The organism is Brasilonema angustatum (genome assembly GCF_059505445.1).
In genome coordinates this window covers 1-20,401 of the sequence record NZ_JCACKO010000012.1, presented here as the reverse complement: position 1 = coordinate 20,401, position 20,401 = coordinate 1, and the positions used below count along the sequence as shown (strand labels likewise).

23 protein-coding genes are annotated in these 20,401 nt (G+C 42.2%); 7 read left to right on the top strand and 16 right to left on the bottom strand.

Annotation, left to right across the window (positions count from 1 at the left end; genetic code table 11):
* Positions 1-6: 6 nt before the first annotated feature.
* A complete protein-coding gene (locus AC5JM2_RS02925; protein ID WP_495833417.1) occupies positions 7-1,497 on the bottom strand; it encodes a coiled-coil domain-containing protein in 1,491 nt (496 codons plus the stop codon).
* Positions 1,498-1,863: 366 nt separating this feature from the next.
* Between AC5JM2_RS02925 and AC5JM2_RS02920 the strand changes: the two genes are divergently transcribed.
* A complete protein-coding gene (locus tag AC5JM2_RS02920; protein WP_495833416.1) occupies positions 1,864-2,337 on the top strand; it encodes a hypothetical protein in 474 nt (157 codons plus the stop codon).
* 46 nt (positions 2,338-2,383) lie between these two features.
* Here the strand turns inward: AC5JM2_RS02920 and AC5JM2_RS02915 are convergent, their stop codons facing one another.
* From AC5JM2_RS02915 to AC5JM2_RS02860, 12 genes are all read right to left on the bottom strand, one after another.
* Positions 2,384-3,571, bottom strand: coding sequence for a hypothetical protein (locus tag AC5JM2_RS02915; RefSeq protein WP_495833415.1), 1,188 nt, complete (start codon positions 3,569-3,571; stop codon positions 2,384-2,386).
* 2 nt (positions 3,572-3,573) lie between these two features.
* Positions 3,574-3,936, bottom strand: a complete 363-nt coding sequence (locus AC5JM2_RS02910; RefSeq protein WP_495833414.1) for a phage tail protein — start codon at positions 3,934-3,936, stop codon at positions 3,574-3,576.
* An 8-nt stretch (positions 3,937-3,944) separates the two neighbouring features.
* Complete coding sequence (locus AC5JM2_RS02905; RefSeq protein ID WP_495833413.1) at positions 3,945-5,585, bottom strand: phage tail tape measure protein; 1,641 nt, start codon at positions 5,583-5,585, stop codon at positions 3,945-3,947.
* A complete protein-coding gene (locus tag AC5JM2_RS02900) occupies positions 5,575-5,754 on the bottom strand; it encodes a hypothetical protein (protein ID WP_495833412.1) in 180 nt (59 codons plus the stop codon). The genes AC5JM2_RS02905 and AC5JM2_RS02900 overlap by 11 nt, the downstream gene beginning before the upstream one ends.
* Positions 5,755-5,786: 32 nt before the next feature.
* On the bottom strand, positions 5,787-6,479 hold the full coding sequence (locus tag AC5JM2_RS02895) for a hypothetical protein (protein ID WP_495833411.1): 693 nt from the start codon (positions 6,477-6,479) through the stop codon (positions 5,787-5,789).
* A 40-nt stretch (positions 6,480-6,519) separates the two neighbouring features.
* Positions 6,520-7,089, bottom strand: a complete 570-nt coding sequence (locus tag AC5JM2_RS02890) for a hypothetical protein (RefSeq protein WP_495833410.1) — start codon at positions 7,087-7,089, stop codon at positions 6,520-6,522.
* The gene (locus AC5JM2_RS02885) at positions 7,090-7,551 is read right to left on the bottom strand and encodes a hypothetical protein (RefSeq protein WP_495833409.1); all 462 of its coding nucleotides are present in this window, start codon (positions 7,549-7,551) and stop codon (positions 7,090-7,092) included.
* Between the two features lie 2 nt (positions 7,552-7,553).
* Positions 7,554-8,183 (bottom strand): phage virion morphogenesis protein, encoded by a 630-nt coding sequence (locus AC5JM2_RS02880; protein ID WP_495833408.1) that lies wholly within the window; start codon positions 8,181-8,183, stop codon positions 7,554-7,556.
* 15 nt (positions 8,184-8,198) lie between these two features.
* Entirely contained in the window at positions 8,199-8,609 is a 411-nt protein-coding gene (locus AC5JM2_RS02875) for a hypothetical protein (RefSeq protein ID WP_495833407.1), read from the bottom strand.
* 2 nt (positions 8,610-8,611) lie between these two features.
* Positions 8,612-9,307, bottom strand: coding sequence for a hypothetical protein (locus AC5JM2_RS02870; protein WP_495833406.1), 696 nt, complete (start codon positions 9,305-9,307; stop codon positions 8,612-8,614).
* Positions 9,307-10,017: a hypothetical protein gene (locus AC5JM2_RS02865; RefSeq protein WP_495833405.1), complete on the bottom strand. Its 711-nt coding sequence runs from the start codon at positions 10,015-10,017 to the stop codon at positions 9,307-9,309. The genes AC5JM2_RS02870 and AC5JM2_RS02865 overlap by 1 nt, the downstream gene beginning before the upstream one ends.
* 122 nt (positions 10,018-10,139) lie before the next feature.
* Positions 10,140-10,676, bottom strand: coding sequence for a hypothetical protein (locus AC5JM2_RS02860; protein WP_495833404.1), 537 nt, complete (start codon positions 10,674-10,676; stop codon positions 10,140-10,142).
* A gap of 7 nt (positions 10,677-10,683) precedes the next feature.
* On the opposite strand from AC5JM2_RS02860, the gene AC5JM2_RS02855 reads away from it, so the two are divergent.
* The 6 genes from AC5JM2_RS02855 (at position 10,684) to AC5JM2_RS02830 (ending at position 15,203) form a co-directional block, all read left to right on the top strand.
* Positions 10,684-10,947, top strand: a complete 264-nt coding sequence (locus AC5JM2_RS02855; RefSeq protein WP_495833403.1) for a hypothetical protein — start codon at positions 10,684-10,686, stop codon at positions 10,945-10,947.
* A 337-nt stretch (positions 10,948-11,284) separates the two neighbouring features.
* The gene (locus tag AC5JM2_RS02850; protein WP_495833402.1) at positions 11,285-12,367 is read left to right on the top strand and encodes a ParM/StbA family protein; all 1,083 of its coding nucleotides are present in this window, start codon (positions 11,285-11,287) and stop codon (positions 12,365-12,367) included.
* Positions 12,367-12,630: a hypothetical protein gene (locus tag AC5JM2_RS02845; RefSeq protein ID WP_495833401.1), complete on the top strand. Its 264-nt coding sequence runs from the start codon at positions 12,367-12,369 to the stop codon at positions 12,628-12,630. Before AC5JM2_RS02850 ends, AC5JM2_RS02845 begins: the two co-directional genes overlap by 1 nt.
* A 50-nt stretch (positions 12,631-12,680) precedes the next feature.
* Positions 12,681-12,866, top strand: a complete 186-nt coding sequence (locus AC5JM2_RS02840; RefSeq protein WP_495833400.1) for a hypothetical protein — start codon at positions 12,681-12,683, stop codon at positions 12,864-12,866.
* Between the two features lie 482 nt (positions 12,867-13,348).
* Entirely contained in the window at positions 13,349-14,878 is a 1,530-nt protein-coding gene (locus AC5JM2_RS02835; protein WP_495833399.1) for a group II intron reverse transcriptase/maturase, read from the top strand.
* Positions 14,879-15,014: 136 nt separating this feature from the next.
* Complete coding sequence (locus AC5JM2_RS02830) at positions 15,015-15,203, top strand: hypothetical protein (protein ID WP_210612012.1); 189 nt, start codon at positions 15,015-15,017, stop codon at positions 15,201-15,203.
* 352 nt (positions 15,204-15,555) lie between these two features.
* On the opposite strand, the gene AC5JM2_RS02825 is transcribed toward AC5JM2_RS02830, so the two are convergent.
* The 3 genes from AC5JM2_RS02825 to AC5JM2_RS02815 all read right to left on the bottom strand — a co-directional run.
* Positions 15,556-16,770, bottom strand: a complete 1,215-nt coding sequence (locus AC5JM2_RS02825) for a hypothetical protein (protein ID WP_495833398.1) — start codon at positions 16,768-16,770, stop codon at positions 15,556-15,558.
* Positions 16,771-17,020: 250 nt separating this feature from the next.
* Positions 17,021-17,788 carry a hypothetical protein gene (locus tag AC5JM2_RS02820; protein ID WP_495833397.1) on the bottom strand — a complete coding sequence of 256 codons (768 nt, stop codon included), beginning with the start codon at positions 17,786-17,788 and terminating at the stop codon, positions 17,021-17,023.
* A 275-nt stretch (positions 17,789-18,063) separates the two neighbouring features.
* A partial coding sequence (locus AC5JM2_RS02815; RefSeq protein ID WP_495833396.1) for a CHAT domain-containing protein occupies positions 18,064-20,401 on the bottom strand: 2,338 nt, incomplete at its 5' end.

Genomic DNA, 20,401 nt, shown 5'->3' with positions numbered 1-20,401 from the left:
CTACTCTTATAATTCTTGTGCAGTCTGATTTACTTGTTCAGTTCTACTGACTTGTTGTTGCAAGGCATCTTGAAATAAAGTTTCGATATCGCTTCTTGGTTGCTCTCTGCATTCTGTGGTTCCTTGGGTTTCTATACCCTGAGATTTGAGAGCGTCAAAAATTGCTTCAGCATTCTCTTGTTGGGCAGCTTCATCCCGTAAGATTTGACCAAACGAATTAATAGAAACCAAATTCTTACCAAACTCCTTGTCAGGGCTGATGATAGTGACTACTTCACCCTGGTTGTTATCTCTCAACTTTAAGATATAAGCCTTACGCTCATCATTCTCTTCGTAGACAGAATCTGCATGAGGATTAATTAAAACATATCCCATGCGACTCAAAACACCCGCCACCTTGTCGGCAATTTCTGCTCTTAACTGTGAACTCAAAATCTCTTGCTGCGCCTGTTCTACAATCTCAGCTAAACGAGGCTGTAGCTTTTTTTCTATCTGGTCAGCAATTTCCTTGATTTCCTTTATTGTTAAAGATGACTCACCTTTTTGCAGACGGGTTTCAATTTCCTGAAGTTCTTGCTCATATTGTTTGAGGCTGCCATTTGTCCAATAATCTACCTCTAGGCGAAACTTTTGCGATTCATCGGCTTGCCCAATTTCAATTTCATATTCGCGATTAGCTTGTACCTCTGCAATTAGGCTTCTTAAATCTTCCAAAGCGGCATTGTAGAGGATCTCCCATTCTTGCTGCTTTAGCTCTAGCTCCAAACGCAAGTCAGCAAGTTTAAAGTAGGTTTGTTGGCTAGTGGCGATCGCTGCCTCTGGCACACCATTCTGAATATTACCATGAGCCTGATTTATCTCGCGTTTGAACTCATTTAGCTTACCAGGAGCTAAGCGTTGATGTTGGTAGTTCCGGTCTATCTGCTCCCAAATCGTCTGCACATCATCCAGATAATTCTGAGCTAGCGTCGCCTTATCCTGCTTTTCTTGCTCCAGCTGTTGCTGCAATTGTTCACGTGCTTGACGCTCTTCGTCTATCAGTTCTGTAAACTTCTGGTCAAGATGTTGATTTAGCGCCAGATACTCCTGCCTTTGTTCTGCTGTAATTTGGAGAAATAAGCTGCGCTGCTCAGCGAAACCCTCGCGCATCGCGTCTTCCAAGCGTGTTACCTCAAATTCGAGTGCTTGTTTCTGCTTACTTTCAGAATCACGAATTGCTTTTTGGAATTCTTTGCGTTGCTGCTGCAAGCGTTGATGAGTTTGCAATTCTAAAGTTGCCAAATTACTTTTAAGTTTCCGGGCTTCCTGCTCCTGTTGTTGTGATCGTTGCTCCAGAGGTGCAAGACGTTGCTGTAACTCTCGATTTGCTTGTTCTCGGATAGCATTAAGACGCTCAGGTAGATCTCGCTGTAGAGAACGTAATCTAGTGTCTTGTTCGCGTAATTTACGCAGTTCTTGCTCTTCAACACTCACATAGCGACGCTTCTCTCCACTCATAGCCATCTCCTTTCTGTCTTCATTGAAGAAGCCTCAAAATTTCTATCGAAGACTAATTTTTAAAATAACGCACAAAAAGCTAGGTTAGCAAATAGGTTATGACTTGCAAAGAATTAATTTTTCTGTAGTCATTGAAATAGTTTGGAATTTTAATAAAAAATTTAACTTAGCACTCCTCAGAGAGAAAAATGAATCTAGAATATTGATATTTGTGATAAATAACACAAGTTTTTTACATACTTGCAAAAAAAGGTATCACTAATTCATTAGTATAGCAACAATTTTCACTAAGGTGTAATTGGTAAAAGGTAAAATAGCTAAATAAATGTTAGATTTTTGATATAAGTTGATATAAGGATAGGTTCTATGGAACCAATGACAATGACGGCTACGGCAATTGGTGTCTTGTTTATAAAGAAAATTGGCGAGGGGGCAGCAACAAAAGTTGGGGAGCAATTTGTTGAGAAAATTAGGGAGTTACTATCACCACTCGTGCGTGAAAAAGCTAGTAAATTGTTATCACTGCTTCATATCAAACTTCCAAATACAGCAAAGGCTATAGAACAAGCCCCCAATCCTCCGTTAAATGTAGATACGGTTGAGGTTGAGATAAAACGAGCTATCCAGAATGACGGTGAACTTGCTCAAGCTATCCAGGAAATAGATGCAGAAGTAAAGGCAGATCCAAAGCTTGCTCAAGCGGTTAAAGAAGTGGTAGACGATTTAAAGTCTAAACCATTAACCAACCAGAATTTTATAAATACTATCGAAAAAGTAGCGAACTTGGTTCAGGGAACAGGCGCTAGCATTAAAATTGATAGTCAAACCATACACTTTTGACCATTCGCTCTCTCGTAGCTCAAGACTCGCTCAAATTTGTACAACCCTATAGTTTTTGAACAGTATAGATAGTAGCAGGGTTGACGGTGATAATTTTCCTAATACTCAACTCACAAATCCAGCCTTGTGTTGCATCTAGCGTATGGACTGCTTTAGTAATCTGGTAAGTCCCACTGTTTTGAGTGCCAAAGCCAGAGAGAGTAATATTATTTCCAGCAACAAACTGTGAGTTACCCTCAGTCACGAGATGAGCAGTGTGGTAATGTCCGTTGAGTTCAATGAGTGCGCCTTCAAGACGCGATCGCGCCGCCGTCAAGTCCTCCTGATACCCTTCTGTCTGCAAGTCAGCAACTTCTTGGTTAGTACTAGGAATTCGCGGATCAACAGCTGTCATCAGATAGCCGTCAGTCCTATCAGTTCCGACTGGACCGCCGCCAGGAACAAACACCTTGTACTTAATCTTGATGGTACGCTTTACCCCGTCGTAGTTTCTGGTGAATTCGCCTTGCTGAACAAGTGAAGCAGGTGTGAGAGTTGCGATCGCAGCAGCACTATCCAAAGTTCCAAAGTATTTATTAAAAAACAAGTTCCCATTATTACCACTAGTCGCAGGTTTAATGTTGAAAGCATAGCCATACATCTTTGCCAGTTTCTTCAACATCTCTAAGTATGTGGAAGCGCTAATATAAGCTGGGTCAAAGGTTGTGGAGGAAGTACCAGCAGTCTCAGCGCCTGCTACCCCTATCAAGCCAAAGTTAAAGTAATTCCGTATATCTTGAATAATATAAGAAACTGATTTAACACCTCCTCCCGTAATTCCTCCATATGAGACTTGGTTAGCGTTGGTCTTCCCATCATCAGCAACTTCGCCAGTGTACTGTCCAATATCAAGCCCGTAGTTGTAAGCAAGACCTGACATAAAGTTCATGTCTTCCCCATAGCGGTCAACATCCCTATCAATGGTGATGACATTGGTATCAATCATTGGCTCAATTGGGTCAAAGGTGCTACCGTCTTTACTCCATCCAAATTGAAATTGCAATTTGGTATAGACATCAGACGAGATGGAGGAACCCACGACTAAATCCAATTCTAAGGTGCTAGCAGCTGCATCTAGAATATCTGTGTACACAATCCTGTTTAAATAGCTACCCAAGCTTACTGTAGCGGTCGCAGGCGCTTGTCCCGGATTGGTAATGGTAATGTTCTTAACTCTGGGAAATCTGAGAGCCATAGTTAAGCTACTTCTAGAAACTCTATGTCAAGGTCTACCCGTATTCTAAAGTAGTTCTGTTCAGCTACCCGAATGTTTGAAATAACAAAATTACCGTAGTTCTGTGTCCCAATAATCAGTGCTTGAGGTGTTGTGGTTGTCTTAGCATAGTTGACAACGTTCGTTGCAGCTGCTCTAGGATTAGCATTGTAGACATCGTTGTAGCGAATTTGTAGCCGGATAACAGATGGGCGATCGCCTAACTTCTGGATTGCAGTAGCCCCACTAATTTTTGGTATCTGCTTATACCCCATGTCGTACTCTTTTGAGAGTCCCATGAGTTCGTAGGCATAAAAAACGAGCGTACCAAAGCTACCAATCTGCATAGTGTTACCTAGAAGATGCTGCGTGTCAACCTGTTGACCGCCTCTTGAATTACATTTGTGATTTGACGGTCATTACGTTTAATGTATCCAAGAATGTTTTGTCCTGTATCTACGGCTTGTCCAACGATTGAGCCAAGATTGTACACGGGTTGGAAGTTGATATTAACCGTGTTTCCTCCTCCTCCCGTCGCTCCCACGGGTGCGGTAATTCCTCTGCTAGCAGGCGATCGCGTTAAGCCATCAATAAACCCTGTAGCCCTAGACGTGATACCAGAAAACATACCCCGCAAATCCAAAGCGTCTATCCTATTAAGATAAAAGAAGACACCAGCAAGTGCGGCTGCGAGTAGAGCAAATGGACTTACTAAGAAGCCAACAACGGAAGCAAGCACGGACAGTGAGCTTATGAGACCACCTGCGACTATTAGTAATGGAGATGCGATCGCAAGCACCACACCAAGAGCTACTCCTATCCTAATAAGCTTAGGGTTTTGCTCTGCAAATTGAGCAAATCTCTCTGCTACAGGGATTACCATTGATAGGATTTCATTGAGTGGTGGTAGAATAGCTGACCCTATCGCAATGCCAAATCTTTGAACATTGGCTTGAAAGACATTGATTTGACCGCTAGTCGTTTGCAATCGTTTCTGTTGTTCTGCGTCTAGTTTGTTTAAATTGGCTTGCTTTTGGCTGATAATGTCCAAAGCTTCCTGGTAAGAATCAAAACCCGCTACTAGCGTCGCTAATTCATCAGCGCTTTCTCTACCAAATATATTGGTGAGGTAAACTAATTGCTGTTCAGTGGGTAGACTCTTGATTCTGTTAAAGAAATCATTCATACCCGCGCCGAAGTCTTGAGTCAAGATATCATGCAGATTTTGACTGGTGTAGCCCAACTGACCCAAGGTATTTTTAGCAGTATCTGATAAACTGTTTGCTGTTGATAATCGGCTAATAAAAGCATTTATAGAGGTCGCTGCACGCTCTGGTGCAATTCCCAGTTTCGCATAAGTCGCGCCCAGTGCTGCTAATTGATTTTCATTTAAGCCAACAAGCTTACCCGTTGCTCCCACCCTAGATACAAAGTCTGAGATAGTAGCAAAACTGCCCCCTACCTGGTCATCAAGGGCGTTGAGGGTTGCTGCATAGTTACGTAATTCATCAGTATTAGTATTAAATATTGCTTTGATTGCAGCGAAGTTTTGAGCAATGGACACCGCACCCGCATCAGTCGCTGCATTAGTCTGAGCTACAAGCAGGGAGAAGTCTTTGATATCTTCCTTAGCAACGCCTAGTTTACCTGCTTCTGTAGCAAATTCAGCAAAGGTACTAGGTAATAATCCAAGAGGAGGTGCTGTTTCTAAAGCAAGCTTACGAAAGTCCTCAAGCTCACTAGAAGTAAAGTTAAGTGCTCGTCCTGCATCACCAACTTGAGACTCAAAATCAATGGCTTGCTTGGTTGCTGCCACAACCCCAGCAGCTGCAACCGCAGTAAACACACCTACAGTCTTACCTAAATTGGTTACACTCGTTCCAATACTTTGTACTGTGTTTTGAAATGCTCCCGCTGCTGCACCAGCTTGGGCGAAGCCTGCGATCGCATTACTTGGATCTGCTCTAATCCCTATATCAACACTTCTAGTAGCCATTATTCATCCCCATTGGTTCATAAAAATGTCCCTGTGGCGCGGCTATATTGCCCGATGCTGAACTAATCGCTTTCCTCTCCTCCTCCATCAAATCAATGATTTCTAGTGCCACAATCCCCACGTTAATGATGTCCCCCAAATCATCTAACTCCCTAAAAGTCCACCCCATCCACTTGCACAAAATAAGGGCTGTGCGGATACTTATCCCGCACTCAAATACTTCCCCAGTCGTCGCATGACAACGTTAAAAACTCTTAAATCTACCACACCAGGCGAGCGCAACTCTTCTTCTGTCCACTTGCGTCCATCAATTTCAAAGTACTGAGTGATTATGTCTACATTAATCTTTACCCAATCCTTGGTAGATTGTGCTGCAAGATATTGAGGAGTGTGCCTCCATCCAATTGGTAAACGTTTCACATGGACGACTTTCTCATATTTCAATTCCTCACCATCAACCAAAGGCAGAGGAAACTTAATAGTGAAGTCGTCAGAATCCTCTACTAACTCCTCCCCATCATGACAATCTATCAAAACTGACCCTCTTCCCACTGCTTGCACTAACCGCAGTAGGTGAGGAACTTCTAACACAATCTCATTCAATTTCCTGGTTGTGACAGGTTCTCCTTCTATGTCGTAGCAAGTGCTGATAAACCATTCACACGCGCTTAAAAAACCTATTGCTCTTGCTCCTGCGATCGCATCCCTCGGATCTATCTTCTTGTCTTCAAACAACAGTAACTCTATTGCCGCCACATTCTTCTGTTGAAACTTGTATTTACCTACTGTTGTCTTTATTAGAACATCACCTATGTATGTTTTTTCCGGGAGCTTATTTGTAGGAATAGGTTGAGCTTTTACTGTCTCTACCTTTTTCGATTTATCCTGTGTCATACTTTTCCTTATTTATGGGTCGTACAAATTTGTACACGCTTTAAGCAGGTGGAGTAATGCCAATAGCTGCAGCTTTTGCCGCCCATAAGTTAGTACCATTGACAAGATATTTAAACTCACTGGGACGGTATAAAATCTCTGTTTTATTAACTGCTACATCTGCGGGATTTCCTAACAGTAAATCAAATTCATTGACCATCATCTTCCACTGAAATTGTGAGTTTTGTAGAGCAGTGAAATTAATAGATGGAAGCTGTGAAATGTTCCCTTTTGCTGTAAGGCTCATAGGAAGAACATCAGACGTATCAGCAAAATTACACCCTTCACTAGTAATACTGATTGTTAGAATTCGCTCTATAGAGCTATAAAGCACCTCAAACATTTCTCTGGAAAGACCCTTAAAAGTAACAGTCATCTCAAGATCTGAGAACCCCAGAGGGTAGGGAATGATACCAGGAAGTGCAGATCTTGCATCTGTATCAAAGTTCCTTTTCAATGGTGGAAACTCAACCGCAGTGGCTATCTGTGCAGCTGATGTCGGTGTACCATCTGCCTTAAGAACTTGCAAAAGCCATAAACTAAAATTATGCTTAGAGCTAGCAGTAGGCATCTAAATATACCTCTCTAATCTAAAAGAAACTTCAACGCGCCAAAGACCATTGTCAGGGGGGAAAAGGCGATGTCCTACAAAGAAGATGGGACGGGCACATGGACAACAGGAAGGTTTATATCCCTTAAGAAGTCGAATCACCTCATCTAAAGCTTGCTCAATCGCTGCCTTTGAGCCATTGGTATCAGGTGATAAAGCCGCATCATCATAACGCTTCCTTAAGGATATCAGAACAATTATGTCAATCCCTACTAATTGCTGTCCTTGCTCTGTCTCTGGGCGTGCTGCGTCCGAGGTAGGGAATAAAAGAACTATGTCCCCTTCATTTTCTGAAGTGCCGTACTGTCCTGCATCTTGGGGAAGCGTTCCGACAAGAATAGGAAAGATGCCCTCACGAAAATTTCTGAGGGGATTGGTCATGATATCAAGTTCAAGTTCTGTTAAACCTAATCCTGCACTCATGCTTACCACTCCGTACGTGTAGGATTACTTACCCCATACCCGTAAATATTTTTGTCCCACCCAAAAAAGTTTCCGGCAATAGTTAGAGCAGTATCAGCTACACTCTTAGTGCCACCACTTACCAGCCCTTCAACCGTCGCGCCTGCTGCTTCTAGGACCGCTGCTTTATCTGCCCACTTGTCTAGAATTTTAACGTGCTGGTCTACATCTTGCTCAGAAACGCCTATAAACTCCCGTGCTGGGATAGTGCTTGTCCCAAATTGGTGGTATTCTGCCTTGGGGTCGTGACAGGCAATAATAACCTCATCCCATGCTTTGTACTCAAGGGCGATCGCATTAAACATTGCCCCAGTTTGATAAAGCATTCTTCCAGTACCACCAATACCAAACCGTCTACCAAAGAGACTAAACCCAAAGAGTTCCCGTCCTCCCTTACGTTTCCAAGTCTCTGGACTCAAGTCAACCCAGCGAATACCGCGTGAATCTACACCTCTATTAAAGCGATCGCGCACCGCTTTAAGCTGATACTCCCCTATCTCCCCCATCGCTTGAGCGTGCATCAATGCCATCACATTCAACCCCTCAGTCCATGCAAAAGGGTCATTCTTGTACACTACCACTGATACATCCATTGCATTGTCCCCGCTTTACTCCTGTGGTACACTTGTGCCCCATTTAGTATGGTTAGAGCACTTCACACGGATAGGTTCTTGGAAAATTTTATCTATTAGAGTTAAGTCATATTGGGCGATCGCCTGCAACTCTACCCTATTGTACTGCTTCCCATTTATGACGCCTTTCCCTACTGCACCACTTCTAAGTGCTTCTGGAACTCGCTTGGGTTCTACTATATACCCTGTATAGTAAACCTCGTCGTCAGTATGTGCTTCACTATCTCGTTGCATGGGGTTACGTTCTGGGTATAACTGAACAGTTATCTCTTTGAGGACAGTGTTAGCTTTGCGGTTTCCTCTGATATCGCGTTCATTAGAATCCGTTTCTGGCACGGTAAAAGAAAGTTTAGATTTCTTAAAAATCTTCAGGTTATAGATGGACATAGCTAGAACCTTGCAAAACTTAAAACAGCAATCAAACTAATAGCAGCAGTCACACCGCTGGAAGTTGTAGACGTTCCATACCTCTGTGCTCTCAAACGCTGATACCAAGCGTTACCTGGAACCCACAAAGGTAAGCTAGCGTTGTTTGGATCTGTCAGATTCATCATAGTAATCCGCTTCATGGATGAACTAGAGGGTCTATCTGGAGCATAACCAGAATCATCTGTGTAGGTGGCTGCTGTCATCCCTTGCGTGTCTGGTGTAATTTCTATGGTTTGCGCCATGATTGCACTACCTAGAAATCTATCCAAAAAAAACTTATAGTACAGAGTTGAGTCATGGTTTACACTACCAGTATTAAATAAGGTTCCAAACAGGTGGTTTATCCTGATCCTATTGCCTGTCACTCCATAAAAAGGCGCGGTTCTGTTTGTCCAACTTGTGTTAGCGCCAGATGTATCTGAGGTAGATATACTGAAGTTCGTGTATCCAAAGTCTTGAATGAAAGGGCTACTCATCCATAAACCGTTGATGGCGTCCCATGTCCAAGGCTGTGGGAAAACTCCTCCAGGCTCAAACCAAAGCATTCCTGAAGTCTTGGTTGTAGGTTCTGTGGGACTGTAGCTCACGACTTGCCCAGTAGGTGAGCCATAGGTGATTTGAGTATCAAAACTTATCTGCTTGCTTTTAATTGTCATTATTCCGCAGTCTCATAGAATGCAATCACATCATCAGTTGTGTCAATTGAATATCCTGCGTTTGTTGATGACCAGGCGATCGCCTTCCCTGAAATCGTGAAGTCAGCCGAACTACCCCCAAAAGCATTATGGTGCGCCTCATTCACAATCAAGAATATATTTGTCCCGCTTGTGGGTGTCTTGGCTAGGTTACTAATGGTATTGATAGCTGTGACTGCTAACTTTTCAGTAAACCACTTTGCGGTAACAGGGTTACCCGTGATTGGGTCAATAACCTGCACAGACATCGAGGTGATTGCATCTGTGGGGTATCTGACAAAATCAAAACGGTAATTGAACTTAAAATCAATGTTGGTCGCGCTGCTAAAGCTGTACGCTGTCTCTGTACCTGCATCTGTCAGAGTATAATAAGTTAAGGTATATACCCCAGCCGCTTCAGTAAGCTTCCCGTAAACTTCATCCCCTGCTGCACTACTGATTCTTTGTTTGGTTGTGCTGTTGTACATTTCACAGCGATCGCCACCTGTGATAACCCCAATTCCATTAACATTAGCCGATACTTGTAGAGGAACTGACACACCTCCATTACCAGCTGTAGACAATGCACTGGTAATAGGAGTTGTCACATTCGTGCTTGCTCCATTAGCACTGACTCCGTTAATTCTGATATTGGCAGTCAATATCTTGTCAATCTGTTTTGCTTTAAGCATTTTCATTGTCCCCTAAAAATTAAGCCAGCCTTCCGTTTGTTGATTCGTTGTCGTAGTCGGGTACTCGTAATATTAAGGCTGGCTTAATTTTTTACGTGTTAGACCCAATTAGCGATCGCTCCTTAATAGAAAATCTCTACGTAATCATCGGGTTGTAGTACGTAATACCCAGTCCAAGTCAACTGAGACGCATCTATCACATATTCCGTCCCGAATAATGCTTTGAGTCCATTAATAAAAAGCTTAGTCAGGTGAGGGTACTTTGGGGTAGTAAACAGAGTAAACCGAGTTTGACCATATGTAGGAATAAATTGCTGTCTCTGCTCTACCTTGGGTGGTGGTGGTGATGGGAATGGTTGCACTCCCCTAGATCGCAATTCCGATATTGTAATATCAGCATCGCTGTCATAAGGTAAGGTAAACTCAAATACATCACACCCTGGAAGATGACAAACAAATGAGGATGGTTTCAATCCTTCCTCATTGCACCACAGCCTTATCCTGAAGTTTCCATCGCCATCAGTAACCGTTTTTTCTATGGTTGGTGGATACTGGTCGGTAGGCGTATATGAGCCAGCAGTATAATTAAAGCGAATAAGTTCGTTAGCCCAAGGTTCTCCAGAGGGTTTTGTTAGGCGTCCAAGCACATCTCTGTACATACATCATATGAACGATAAGAATGATGATATCTTCCAGGATACCGGGATTGGAGAGACAGCGCCAGATTTAGAAGTTTCTTTACCTGTGAAAGACCTATATATCACTATCAGCCGCACAGCTGAAGAAGATGGTTACGTGACACGCTTAAAGTTTAATCGCAAAGTCCGTCGCTACTATATCGTTGGACTTCTGCAAGAAGCGATTGCTATGTGTATGCAGACAAATGCTGAGTTTATCGCATTGTCCCCGAAAAAATTAAGCCAGCCTTAGAAACACTTCGATTTATCGTGGTGAGTACGAGCCAACCCCAAAAGGCTGGCTTAATTTTTTTACGTGTTAGACCCCTCATCTGGACAGAAACAGAAAATGAAGAATGAATAGGCGTACAAATTTGTACACCCTTCCTTCTCTCTTAAATATTAAGTATAAATACCTGGCATTCACTATTTTCTAATAATTGAAAATAGCTAAAATTTATACATGACTTGGCTTGCAAGCTAGAGAAAAAGCAGTTATATTTAATTTTGGGTACATTAGGGTACAAATCTCTGCTCACCTACTGTTATCCGATCTAAAAATTACCTACAACCTAAATGGACTAAGACTTATGACGAATTCTAAGACCACTGACACAACCGCAAATGTACCCAAAAGTACCCAGAAAATAGAGGGAGTAAAAACACCTAAAATTCCAGCGAAAAATAAGAAGCAGTTCAAGTCGGTGACTGACTTGGGTAATCATTGGATTAAAGCACACGTGGAAGGCTACGAACTTATAAGAGAACCAAGCTGGTATGCTCGCTGTTTATCCAATACCTCTAGTAAGTTACCTGGTCACGTCCGCTATGTCAATGGTGTGAGGACTGAGCTAATCAACAGTTGCTGGCTAATCGGCAATCAAGCTGTCCGCAGTGGTAGCAGTGACCTTATGAGGTTGGTGGAAGATTACATGGGGAAATCATCTCTGTGGCTTGAGTACTTCTTAGGCACTTTAGCTCATCTACCACAGATTAACCCAGAGATGAATCTAGAAGTTACAGTAACTACCAATGATGTTAAACGTCACTCAGGAATTATCAGGAAGAACGAAGGGACGCACAAGGTAGAATTGTGTGGCGTCCCATGTGGTGTAACTATTACCATTAAAGCAATCTTACCCGAAGGCTTTGCAGCGCTTAAAAGCCAGAAGCTAGACGGTGCTGTGACCATCTGTGATATCGGTGGCGGTAACACGTCCATCAGTCGATTCTTCAACTCTGAGCCAGTAGGAGAAGTTGCAGTTAAGGATTTTGGCGCTGAATACCTAATTGAGCGAATTAGCTGTAATTCTGACCTTAAAGCACTCATCAAACAAGCACCTAGTAAGGATGTTATCAACCGCAGTATTGAGGTAGGAGTGAAGTTCAAGAAGTCGGAGTCAGGTGAAAAAATCCCGTTTCTCGCTTATGGTGACTCAGAACTGAACTTCTACAAGGTCTATGAGTTCGAGCTACAGGACTTTATTAATTGCAGACTCAGAGAAGTCATTAAGCAGTTAGAACAGTACAAACTTAGTGGTGACCAAATCCTGATAATCGGAGGTGGTTCTAAGCTACCGCTGCTGAATGCTGCACTAAAGAAGAAAGGTTTCTTGATTTCAGCCAATGGCGCTTTTGATAACCTCATGGGACTGATAGCGGAGGTCGGGTAATGGGTGCTGACAAAATCAGAATTAAGAAGTATCAAAAGCTCAAAGTACAGCAATGGTGTGAAGCGCTCTTAGTTAGTGAGAGTCGGTTTGTAGAGGATGCAATAGGGTTTTATCTGCGGTATTTAGAAGGAAAGTACTCTGTTGTACCTGAAATATCAACAACAGCGCCTGCAAGCTCAAATGGTCATCAAGAACAACTCGTTAAACCTGTGTTGATAGAAACAGACGATCCTGAAGAATTTGACGGTGGAATAGAGCTTTAAAACTGAAAGCATTGGGAGTATAAAATAAATCCAACAAGACACCAGCAAACATGAAATCAGAAACACGAAATGCATTGCTAAAAGCTTATGCACAACTACACCAAATCATTGAAGAATTGTATGAAGCCCACGACAAAGCAATAGAAAACAATGATTTTGATGATGCTAGCTTGTTGGCTAGTAGAGCAGATAGACTTTATGAGTGCGATTCGTTTCTAAGTAAATCCATAACTTAGAGAGGGCAAGTATCCTAGAAAACCCTCAACTGTTTCACAGATGTAGGTGAAAGTCCTACCCTTGAGGAGACAAGTGACTCCCTATCTGACCACAGTGACCGAACTCGGAATTTCGGAGGCTGAAGCGGGTAGCAGGGCGCAATCATGGGGCAAAGCAGGTAGCTACCCTGGCGCTAATGGGGAGATGACATGGGTAAACAAGTCCTAGAAAAGTGTCTTAGTCTAAGGCTACAACCTGAAAACAAAATGTAGACCTCATCCCCTTATGCTCACAGCAATTTTCATAAGTTAGCTGTAATCTCTGAGGAGAGGATAGGCAAATTGAACTACCCTAAATCATCAAAACAATCTGAGAAACGGAACGAATAAAAACGATACAGAAGTCTGGGGAGAGGTCGAAACCCCAGTAAGCAAGACGAGATGCCGAATTCTTCTGTCTTCGGGTAGGACGAAGCGTAATTGCTTCGAGGCAATCAGAACACATGAAGCAACGGAGCACAGTTAGACACATGACTAGCAATAGAAATAGTGAACTTTGGAAGGAATTACCCTGGAAGAAATTCCGGAAAATTCTTTTTCGACTACAATGCAGATTGTGGAAAGCGATGCGAGCTAGAGACAACAAACGAGTCAAAAATCTCCAAAAGCTTATTCTGAAGTCCAGAAGTGCAAGATTACTGGCTATCCGTCAGGTAACTCAACTAAACATTGGCGCTAAAACCGCTGGAATTGATGGAAAGGTGGCATTATCTTTCAAGGAAAGATTAGAACTTGACCAACTGCTCAAAGCAGAAGTTTATAAATGGAAACATCAAAAACTAAGAAAGGTTCCAATACCCAAGAAAGATGGCACAAAACGTATCTTAAAGATACCAACAATCTCGGACAGAGCTTGGCAATGTCTAATAAAATATGCCATCGAACCAGCACACGAGGCAACATTTCATGAAAGAAGCTACGGTTTCAGACCCGGACGCTCCACTCATGACTGTCAAAAAATTATTCAAAATAATTTAGCCTCAAATAAAAACGGTATTAACAAAAGAATTCTTGAGTTAGATATCGAAAAATGCTTTGACAGAATTCATCACGGCTCCATTATGTGTCGAGTAATCGCACCCAGATTAATAAAAGCTGGACTATGGAGATGTCTAAAGTCTGGAACTGAAATAGAATTCCCAGAACAAGGAACGCCCCAAGGCGGAGTGATTAGTCCGTTATTAGCAAATATAGCGCTTAATGGAATCGAGAAAATACATCCATCTGTCCGCTATGCAGACGACATGGTATGTTTCATAAAACCTGGTGAAAACCCAAATCACGTACTTCTTGAAATCGAAAAATTTTTAAAAGCAAGAGGACTAAGGATTAAAGTTTCAAAGACAAAACTCGTTGATTCGACAGAAGGGTTTAATTTCTTAGGATGGCATTTTTATGTACAATCCAACGGAAAATTTAGAAGTGTTCCATCAAAAGAAAATTTTCAAAAATTCCGCCAGAAAGTAAAAACCATCGTCAATAACTCAAATTATGGTGCTCTAATCAAGGCTATAAAGTTAGCACCAGTCGTAAGAGGATGGAGAAACTATCATAGGTACTGCAAAATGGATGGCTCTAAATTCTCGTTATGGTTTATGAACAAACGAGCAAATAGAGTCTTCCGCAAAGAGTCTAAAGTAAATCGTGAAAAAGCGAAAGAACTTTGTAAAAAGGCTTTTCCGGCAGTACCATACAAAGAAAATGCATTTGTCAGTGTGAAAGGGGACGCCTCCCCATTCGACGGCAATGTAATCTATTGGAGTGAAAGGAATTCAAAATATTACGACGGAGTAACAGCAAAAACCTTGAAGAAACAAAACCATTCATGCAGTCACTGTGGATTGAGATTCAATGATGAGGAAAAAGTACATCTTCACCACATCAACGGAAATCATAATGATTGGAAACAAGAGAATCTTCTCGCAGTTCACCAATCATGCCATCAGTATATACACATGGGCAAGGGCAAATAGCCTAAGATTGTCGGAAGCCGGATGCAGTGAAAGCGGCACGTCCGGATTTAAACGGGAGGGGCAGGGAATAATATCCCTCCTCGACCTAACCAGAAGTAGAAAATTTAGAGATTGTCATCTCAGAATTGGAGTCAGAATGAAAACAATTGAAGAATTAAAAACTCGGATTAAGGAACTCAGTAGTCAAGCTGTCAAATTTAGTAAAAAAGCAACTGAAGTATGTTTGACAGACCGAGAACAAGCCAAACAGTACAGACAACAAGCAAAAGATGCTAGCAAACGCAGTCAAGTATTGATACAAGAGTTAAAACGTCAGTCGGTTTAAAGTTAAAAACTGGCTAACTTTGGGAGTCGCCAGTTTTTAGTTCTACACATGGAAAGCTCTTCGTGCTGGAAGGGCTTTTTTACATTGTATTGTGTTATTGCATTGTCTCCGTTTGACCCAGCTTATATTAGTGCTCCCACTTATCTAGAGATTGCTGACTTGCAGACAGAAGGATATCAGGAGGATTTGACAGCGGCGCGATAAGCCGGAGGCTTTAGCTTGTGCGTATCGCGTCTTGAAGGCGCACTCATTGAACTCAACGGACATTACCACACTGCGCATCTCGTGAGCGCAACCAAATAGCATTAATCAAATTTGGTTGCTTTATGCAAGTGTCCGAAGTCACCCTAGATTAACGGGTAAACATTTTCTGAGCACGAGCTTTTTCTTCCTGCCAGACTAAAAACTGTTGCTCATACTTGAAGGTAATCATTTCTGCATACTCTTGATACAAAGCTTCGAGTTCACAAGTTTTCTGTGCAATCCACTCAGCTTTTTGATTTTTTAGCTTTTCATCAAGATTTTGCTCTTCTGTAGGTGCAGAACCAGCAATGTCAATTTCGGGCATAACCCATTGTTCTTCAAGGTGTTTGAGTTGTTCACAAAGTTGTAATCGCAGTTCATTTAACTCGTGAATATAGTGCTTTGCAATTTGCTGTAGTTTTTTATCTGCATAACAGATATCAAAATACGCCCGCGCCATGTCAAGATTTTTGAGTAGTCCTGTTTTGTCTCCTTCCGCGACATATTTGAAAGAGTAATCCAAGGATTGAACTTGTCGTGCTTCTTCTTCAGATACCTCAGGGGAAGGTTGGAATGGTTCGTACTTTTTAATCAAATCAGCGCAGTATTCAGCAAAGTCAAAATGTCTGCTCTGAAACAAGATTGCAGCCCAAGTGAGCGCCACTGGGAACCCAGCAGCCAAAAATGCCATACCTAAACCCGCAGGAAGGATGAGCACGAATGCAGTAGCGCCTTCTACTACACTCAGTAATCCAGCAATGGCAAGATCAGCTTTGAAGTCGGTTGTGAGATTTTCACCTTCAACTTGTAATAGCCGTACCTTCTGTGCATTGAAATAGAAATCTACCAATTGATTTTGAGAGGGATAGGCGCTGTGTTGATTTTCCAAACTGTCTTGAGCAGATAGAGAATTGTGACGCCGACGTTTCTTGGTTACACCTTTAACTCCCAGTTCCTCTACAAAAAACGTTGCAGCCCCACCGCCCAGAATACCAGCAGAAATGGCTAACGGACCACGCGCCGCCCCAGAAGCTAACAACTGAGGTGCAGCACTGAAGGTAAGAGCGCCAACAAATATCACAATCGTTTTAATCAGATTTTTGGTGGACTTATTGCACTGTCTTGCTTTATGAGACAAGTCATCAGTGCGGGCTTGCGCGAGTTCTGCATCAGCTTGTTGGGATAAGAATTGCTTAATTTCGGGTTTATCGGAATGTGCTAAACGTTCAATTTGTTCTGGCTGATGATTTAACCAACTTATAATAATTGGTTGCAAATCTTGTTGAGAGATGCCTTCTAATTTAATTTTTGGTTGCAAAGTCATAACTCACATTCTCCTTTTAATTGCTTTTTGATTGCTGTAATTACCTGTCGAGAAAACGTATGTGAGTTATGCTGAGTTTGGAGTTTTTTTGTAAGAATTTTTTTCGTTCCTATCCTCTGCATGGGAATGCCTCAAAAGAGGGCTACCGCCTCCCAATAATTATATTGAGGCAGCAGCCCACAGTTATGCATTCCCTGCCAGAGCCAGGGAACGAAAAAATACCTGGCGAATTCTATTCGCCAAACGTTTCTTAATTAATTCGCATTTCTCGTCCTTGTTGAAACGACGACTCCACACAATCTTTAATATCTTTGAATGTACAAACATTGGCGTGTGAGTTATCTTTGAGATGATTGGTTAACTCACTCTGTAACTTCCCGGTTGTTCCCATAATTGCTACTATGCCCCGGTTAGAAGTTATTTTTTCTACTAACGTTTTTATCCGTTGAAAATCTAATTTTGGTTGTCCTGGTCCCGGTTCAGCAGCTTGAAGAGTAATCGTTACTACCATCGGATTTTTTAAACCTTTGGTACGCTTCTCTTCAAGAATTGTAATAATACGCTCTAATAATAAAATGACTGAAGTTCCTCGTTGCTCACCAACGTCAGATTTTGGTTGTTTGCTGTCAGGATTTGTTTGTTTGCATTGACCGAGAAGGAAGAGGGTATTATTAATTGTGATGTCACGAATAACTTCTGGGTTATCAGCAAATTGCATTTCAACAATTGTGTCACCAGGTTTTAGTTGATGGGCAAGTGCTTCGCAATGTTGCTGTTGTAGGAATGGAAATTTTTTGGCAGATTCGGAAACATCACTGGCTTCAATACTAATAACTCTTTGGATTCTGCTATCAAGCCAAACTGGTACTGTGAGAAAACTGATTCCAACTAAGCCAACTCCCGAAATAGCAAGATATTTCCACCAGAGTTTTTCCTGCTGTTGAGGGGTTTTTGAGGGTGTGCTGTTATTAACAGATGTTTGATTATTGGGGCGTGGTGTGCGATATTGTCTTGCCATTGCGATAGTTCCATGTGATTTGAGCTTTCATGAAACTGTCGAGATTTGAGGGGTGAGTTATGCAGAAATTTGAGAATAAAATACTACAGAGGTTATAGTGTGGCATACACTATAGGGTAGGGGTACAGCTTTAATTCCACGTTGATTTAACCTCACCCTGCCCTATCGGGCATCCCTCTCCTTGAAGGAGAGGGAAAGATTTTAGCGCCGATTCAAGCGAGGGTGAGGTAAAAGCGAGACGACTGCAGAAGGTTTTCAGCTTCAGTCAACACCCGTCATCGCATCCCTTGGCAGGTGAAAGCTGCCCAATACTGGGGATGCGCGAAAGGTAAAGCCTGCTCGTATAAGTAAACAAGAGTGTCTGTCATTTCCCCTAATTTCATCTGGATATCTTGTACTTGCTTGTACTTATTCTCCAATTCTTGATACGCGGGAGTACCTTGAACTAGCTGATTCAGTTGTTTTTGTAGAGCTTTTCTTTCACTATATATCTGTTGGTTTTTCATCTTCCGCATCAGATCTAATTCTTCCTCATATTCATTTTTCAACGCTTCCCCCGACAGAGTACGCAACTTCACCTGCGCCTGACGCACCGCTTCTGCACGACTGTAACCTTCCTGGCGAAACTCATAATAAAAGATAGAAAACAACGCCGTCGCCAAATCATCAACCGCCCACAGGGTATTGATGACACTTCTTGCACCCGCACACAGAAAGCCGGAGGAGATAGTCAAAATATCATCCGTTCTTTCGCTGACTCCAAAATTTGTTTCGCAACAGGAGAGAAACACCTCCAACAGTTGCGGGAGTCGCCAAGCAGGAGACATGAGTTCCCCCAAGGTGATACTGCCATCCCCTAAAAACAGTTGTGATTCTAGGGGATTATCAATGCGAGATTGAGCATGATGACTGGAGTGGATACCCTGAACTTGTTTGGCTAGTTTTTGATAGTTGCTGACTGTTGCTTCTCGGCTACCTTGCAAGCGTTGGTGATTAGGGTGGAGTAAGGCGATTTTTTCACACTCGAAGGTGGTAAAGTACAAATCATCAGTTGCATTTTCAACAATGCCATATTGTAGAGACGTTTCATGCAACGTCTGTTGATCTTCTCGCTTGTGACAAAATTCCAAGATTTGGCAACTGGGCGCATAACGAATCAGAAATCTGTCGCCTAGAAACTTTCTTTGTTTCCCACTACTAAGGGGAGATTGAGGAGAGTCTACGGGTAACGCAGCAAAAGGAATTTGGTGCAGGAAAATATGGGGGATGAGGATGAGTTCTTCGATACCTTGTAGGTGTTGAGCAATTAATTCGTTGATTCTTAGCCTCTGGGCTAGTTCTTGGAGAAAAGCGCCCATTTTACTCACCCATGTAGCTTTATTTTTATCTTCATCAAAATACGATTGTAACCAGTTGTTTCCAATCCAGTTTTGTAAAGTTTCTATTCCTTGCCCTAAACAAGTGTGCAATTGAGGGCTTTCATTATTGCGGAGAATAAAAATATGGGTGTCGTTGCTAGTAGTATAGAAACTGAGAATGGCAGTCTTAGGACTATCGATGAGTTGCTGGATGGCAGTAAAATCAAGAGCATCAACTTTGGTTTGTCCTGCAAGCACTGGATCTAAGCGGCGCATTTGTTCCCAAATTTGCTGCTTCTCTGCTTCCAGGCGTTGAATCTTTTCCGTTTTCGCCCCAAAGGCGGCGCGGTATTGTCGAGAAGTTTCATGAAATGTTTCTTTCGTATGCCCTTGTTCTTTGTTATTGTCTGATTGATTGTCGAGTTGTTTTTGTTCCTGGTTAATTTGTTGTTGCAGATTTTCAAACTGCTGCAAATATTCTTTGACTTCTGGTGGTATTTCTCCACGAGCGTAGAGATCGTTACTTGCCATTAAGTCTACCAGCTGCCGAGAACGGGAACTTTCTACATATTTAATTGCTTTGTCTAATTGCCCAATGTTGATCAAGGCTTGTACGAGATTTTGATAAACGCCAATAGCTTCTGTCAAAATTTCTTGGCGGCGGGCGTCGGAAGTTGCCCAAGTTCGGGTTAGTTCTACTGCTGCTATGGCTTGTTCATATGCCTCAATTGCTGTTGTCCATCGCCCTTGTTTGAAGGCTAGATTACCTAGGTTGTTTCCAGTTTGGAGACAATCCAGAGGAAGAGTAGTAGGGGTAAGGATTTCTAAAGCTTTTTTATAAGCTGCGATCGCCGATTCTAAATTTTGCGCTTTATCTCCCTTTATTCTATCACTGTAAGCAATGCCCAGAGTGTTTTGAGTCCTTGCCCAATCAACAGGAAAAGCTTCACGAGTGTAAACTGACAAAGCTTGTTGATATGCATCGATTGCCGATTCTAAATTTTGCGCTTTATCTCCCCGTATTCTCTGACTGTAAGTATTTCCCAGATTGTTTTGAGTTCCTGCCCAATCAACAGGAAAAGCTTCACGGGTGTAAACTGACAAAGCTTGTTGATATGCATCGATTGCCGATTCTAAATTTTGCGCTTTATCTCCCCGTATTCTCTGACTGTAAGTATTTCCCAGATTGTTTTGAGTTCCTGCCCAATCAACAGGAAAAGCTTCACGGGTGTAAACTGACAAAGCTTGTTGATAT

Excerpts from the sequence above, each read along its gene's own strand:
- AC5JM2_RS02890 (WP_495833410.1), bottom strand. The coding sequence starts at position 7,089 with ATGCCTACTGCTAGCTCTAAGCATAATTTTAGTTTATGGCTTTTGCAA.
- AC5JM2_RS02845 (WP_495833401.1), top strand. The coding sequence starts at position 12,367 with ATGGGTGCTGACAAAATCAGAATTAAGAAGTATCAAAAGCTCAAAGTA.
- AC5JM2_RS02895 (WP_495833411.1), bottom strand. The coding sequence starts at position 6,479 with ATGACACAGGATAAATCGAAAAAGGTAGAGACAGTAAAAGCTCAACCT.
- AC5JM2_RS02910 (WP_495833414.1), bottom strand. The coding sequence starts at position 3,936 with ATGCAGATTGGTAGCTTTGGTACGCTCGTTTTTTATGCCTACGAACTC.
- AC5JM2_RS02855 (WP_495833403.1), top strand. The coding sequence starts at position 10,684 with ATGAACGATAAGAATGATGATATCTTCCAGGATACCGGGATTGGAGAG.
- AC5JM2_RS02840 (WP_495833400.1), top strand. The coding sequence starts at position 12,681 with ATGAAATCAGAAACACGAAATGCATTGCTAAAAGCTTATGCACAACTA.
- AC5JM2_RS02880 (WP_495833408.1), bottom strand. The coding sequence starts at position 8,183 with ATGGATGTATCAGTGGTAGTGTACAAGAATGACCCTTTTGCATGGACT.
- AC5JM2_RS02830 (WP_210612012.1), top strand. The coding sequence starts at position 15,015 with ATGAAAACAATTGAAGAATTAAAAACTCGGATTAAGGAACTCAGTAGT.
- AC5JM2_RS02825 (WP_495833398.1), bottom strand. The coding sequence starts at position 16,770 with ATGACTTTGCAACCAAAAATTAAATTAGAAGGCATCTCTCAACAAGAT.
- AC5JM2_RS02920 (WP_495833416.1), top strand. The coding sequence starts at position 1,864 with ATGGAACCAATGACAATGACGGCTACGGCAATTGGTGTCTTGTTTATA.
- AC5JM2_RS02870 (WP_495833406.1), bottom strand. The coding sequence starts at position 9,307 with ATGACAATTAAAAGCAAGCAGATAAGTTTTGATACTCAAATCACCTAT.
- AC5JM2_RS02835 (WP_495833399.1), top strand. The coding sequence starts at position 13,349 with ATGAAGCAACGGAGCACAGTTAGACACATGACTAGCAATAGAAATAGT.
- AC5JM2_RS02865 (WP_495833405.1), bottom strand. The coding sequence starts at position 10,017 with ATGCTTAAAGCAAAACAGATTGACAAGATATTGACTGCCAATATCAGA.
- AC5JM2_RS02885 (WP_495833409.1), bottom strand. The coding sequence starts at position 7,551 with ATGAGTGCAGGATTAGGTTTAACAGAACTTGAACTTGATATCATGACC.
- AC5JM2_RS02860 (WP_495833404.1), bottom strand. The coding sequence starts at position 10,676 with ATGTACAGAGATGTGCTTGGACGCCTAACAAAACCCTCTGGAGAACCT.
- AC5JM2_RS02915 (WP_495833415.1), bottom strand. The coding sequence starts at position 3,571 with ATGGCTCTCAGATTTCCCAGAGTTAAGAACATTACCATTACCAATCCG.
- AC5JM2_RS02905 (WP_495833413.1), bottom strand. The coding sequence starts at position 5,585 with ATGGCTACTAGAAGTGTTGATATAGGGATTAGAGCAGATCCAAGTAAT.
- AC5JM2_RS02850 (WP_495833402.1), top strand. The coding sequence starts at position 11,285 with ATGACGAATTCTAAGACCACTGACACAACCGCAAATGTACCCAAAAGT.
- AC5JM2_RS02820 (WP_495833397.1), bottom strand. The coding sequence starts at position 17,788 with ATGGCAAGACAATATCGCACACCACGCCCCAATAATCAAACATCTGTT.
- AC5JM2_RS02925 (WP_495833417.1), bottom strand. The coding sequence starts at position 1,497 with ATGAGTGGAGAGAAGCGTCGCTATGTGAGTGTTGAAGAGCAAGAACTG.
- AC5JM2_RS02900 (WP_495833412.1), bottom strand. The coding sequence starts at position 5,754 with ATGGGGTGGACTTTTAGGGAGTTAGATGATTTGGGGGACATCATTAAC.
- AC5JM2_RS02875 (WP_495833407.1), bottom strand. The coding sequence starts at position 8,609 with ATGTCCATCTATAACCTGAAGATTTTTAAGAAATCTAAACTTTCTTTT.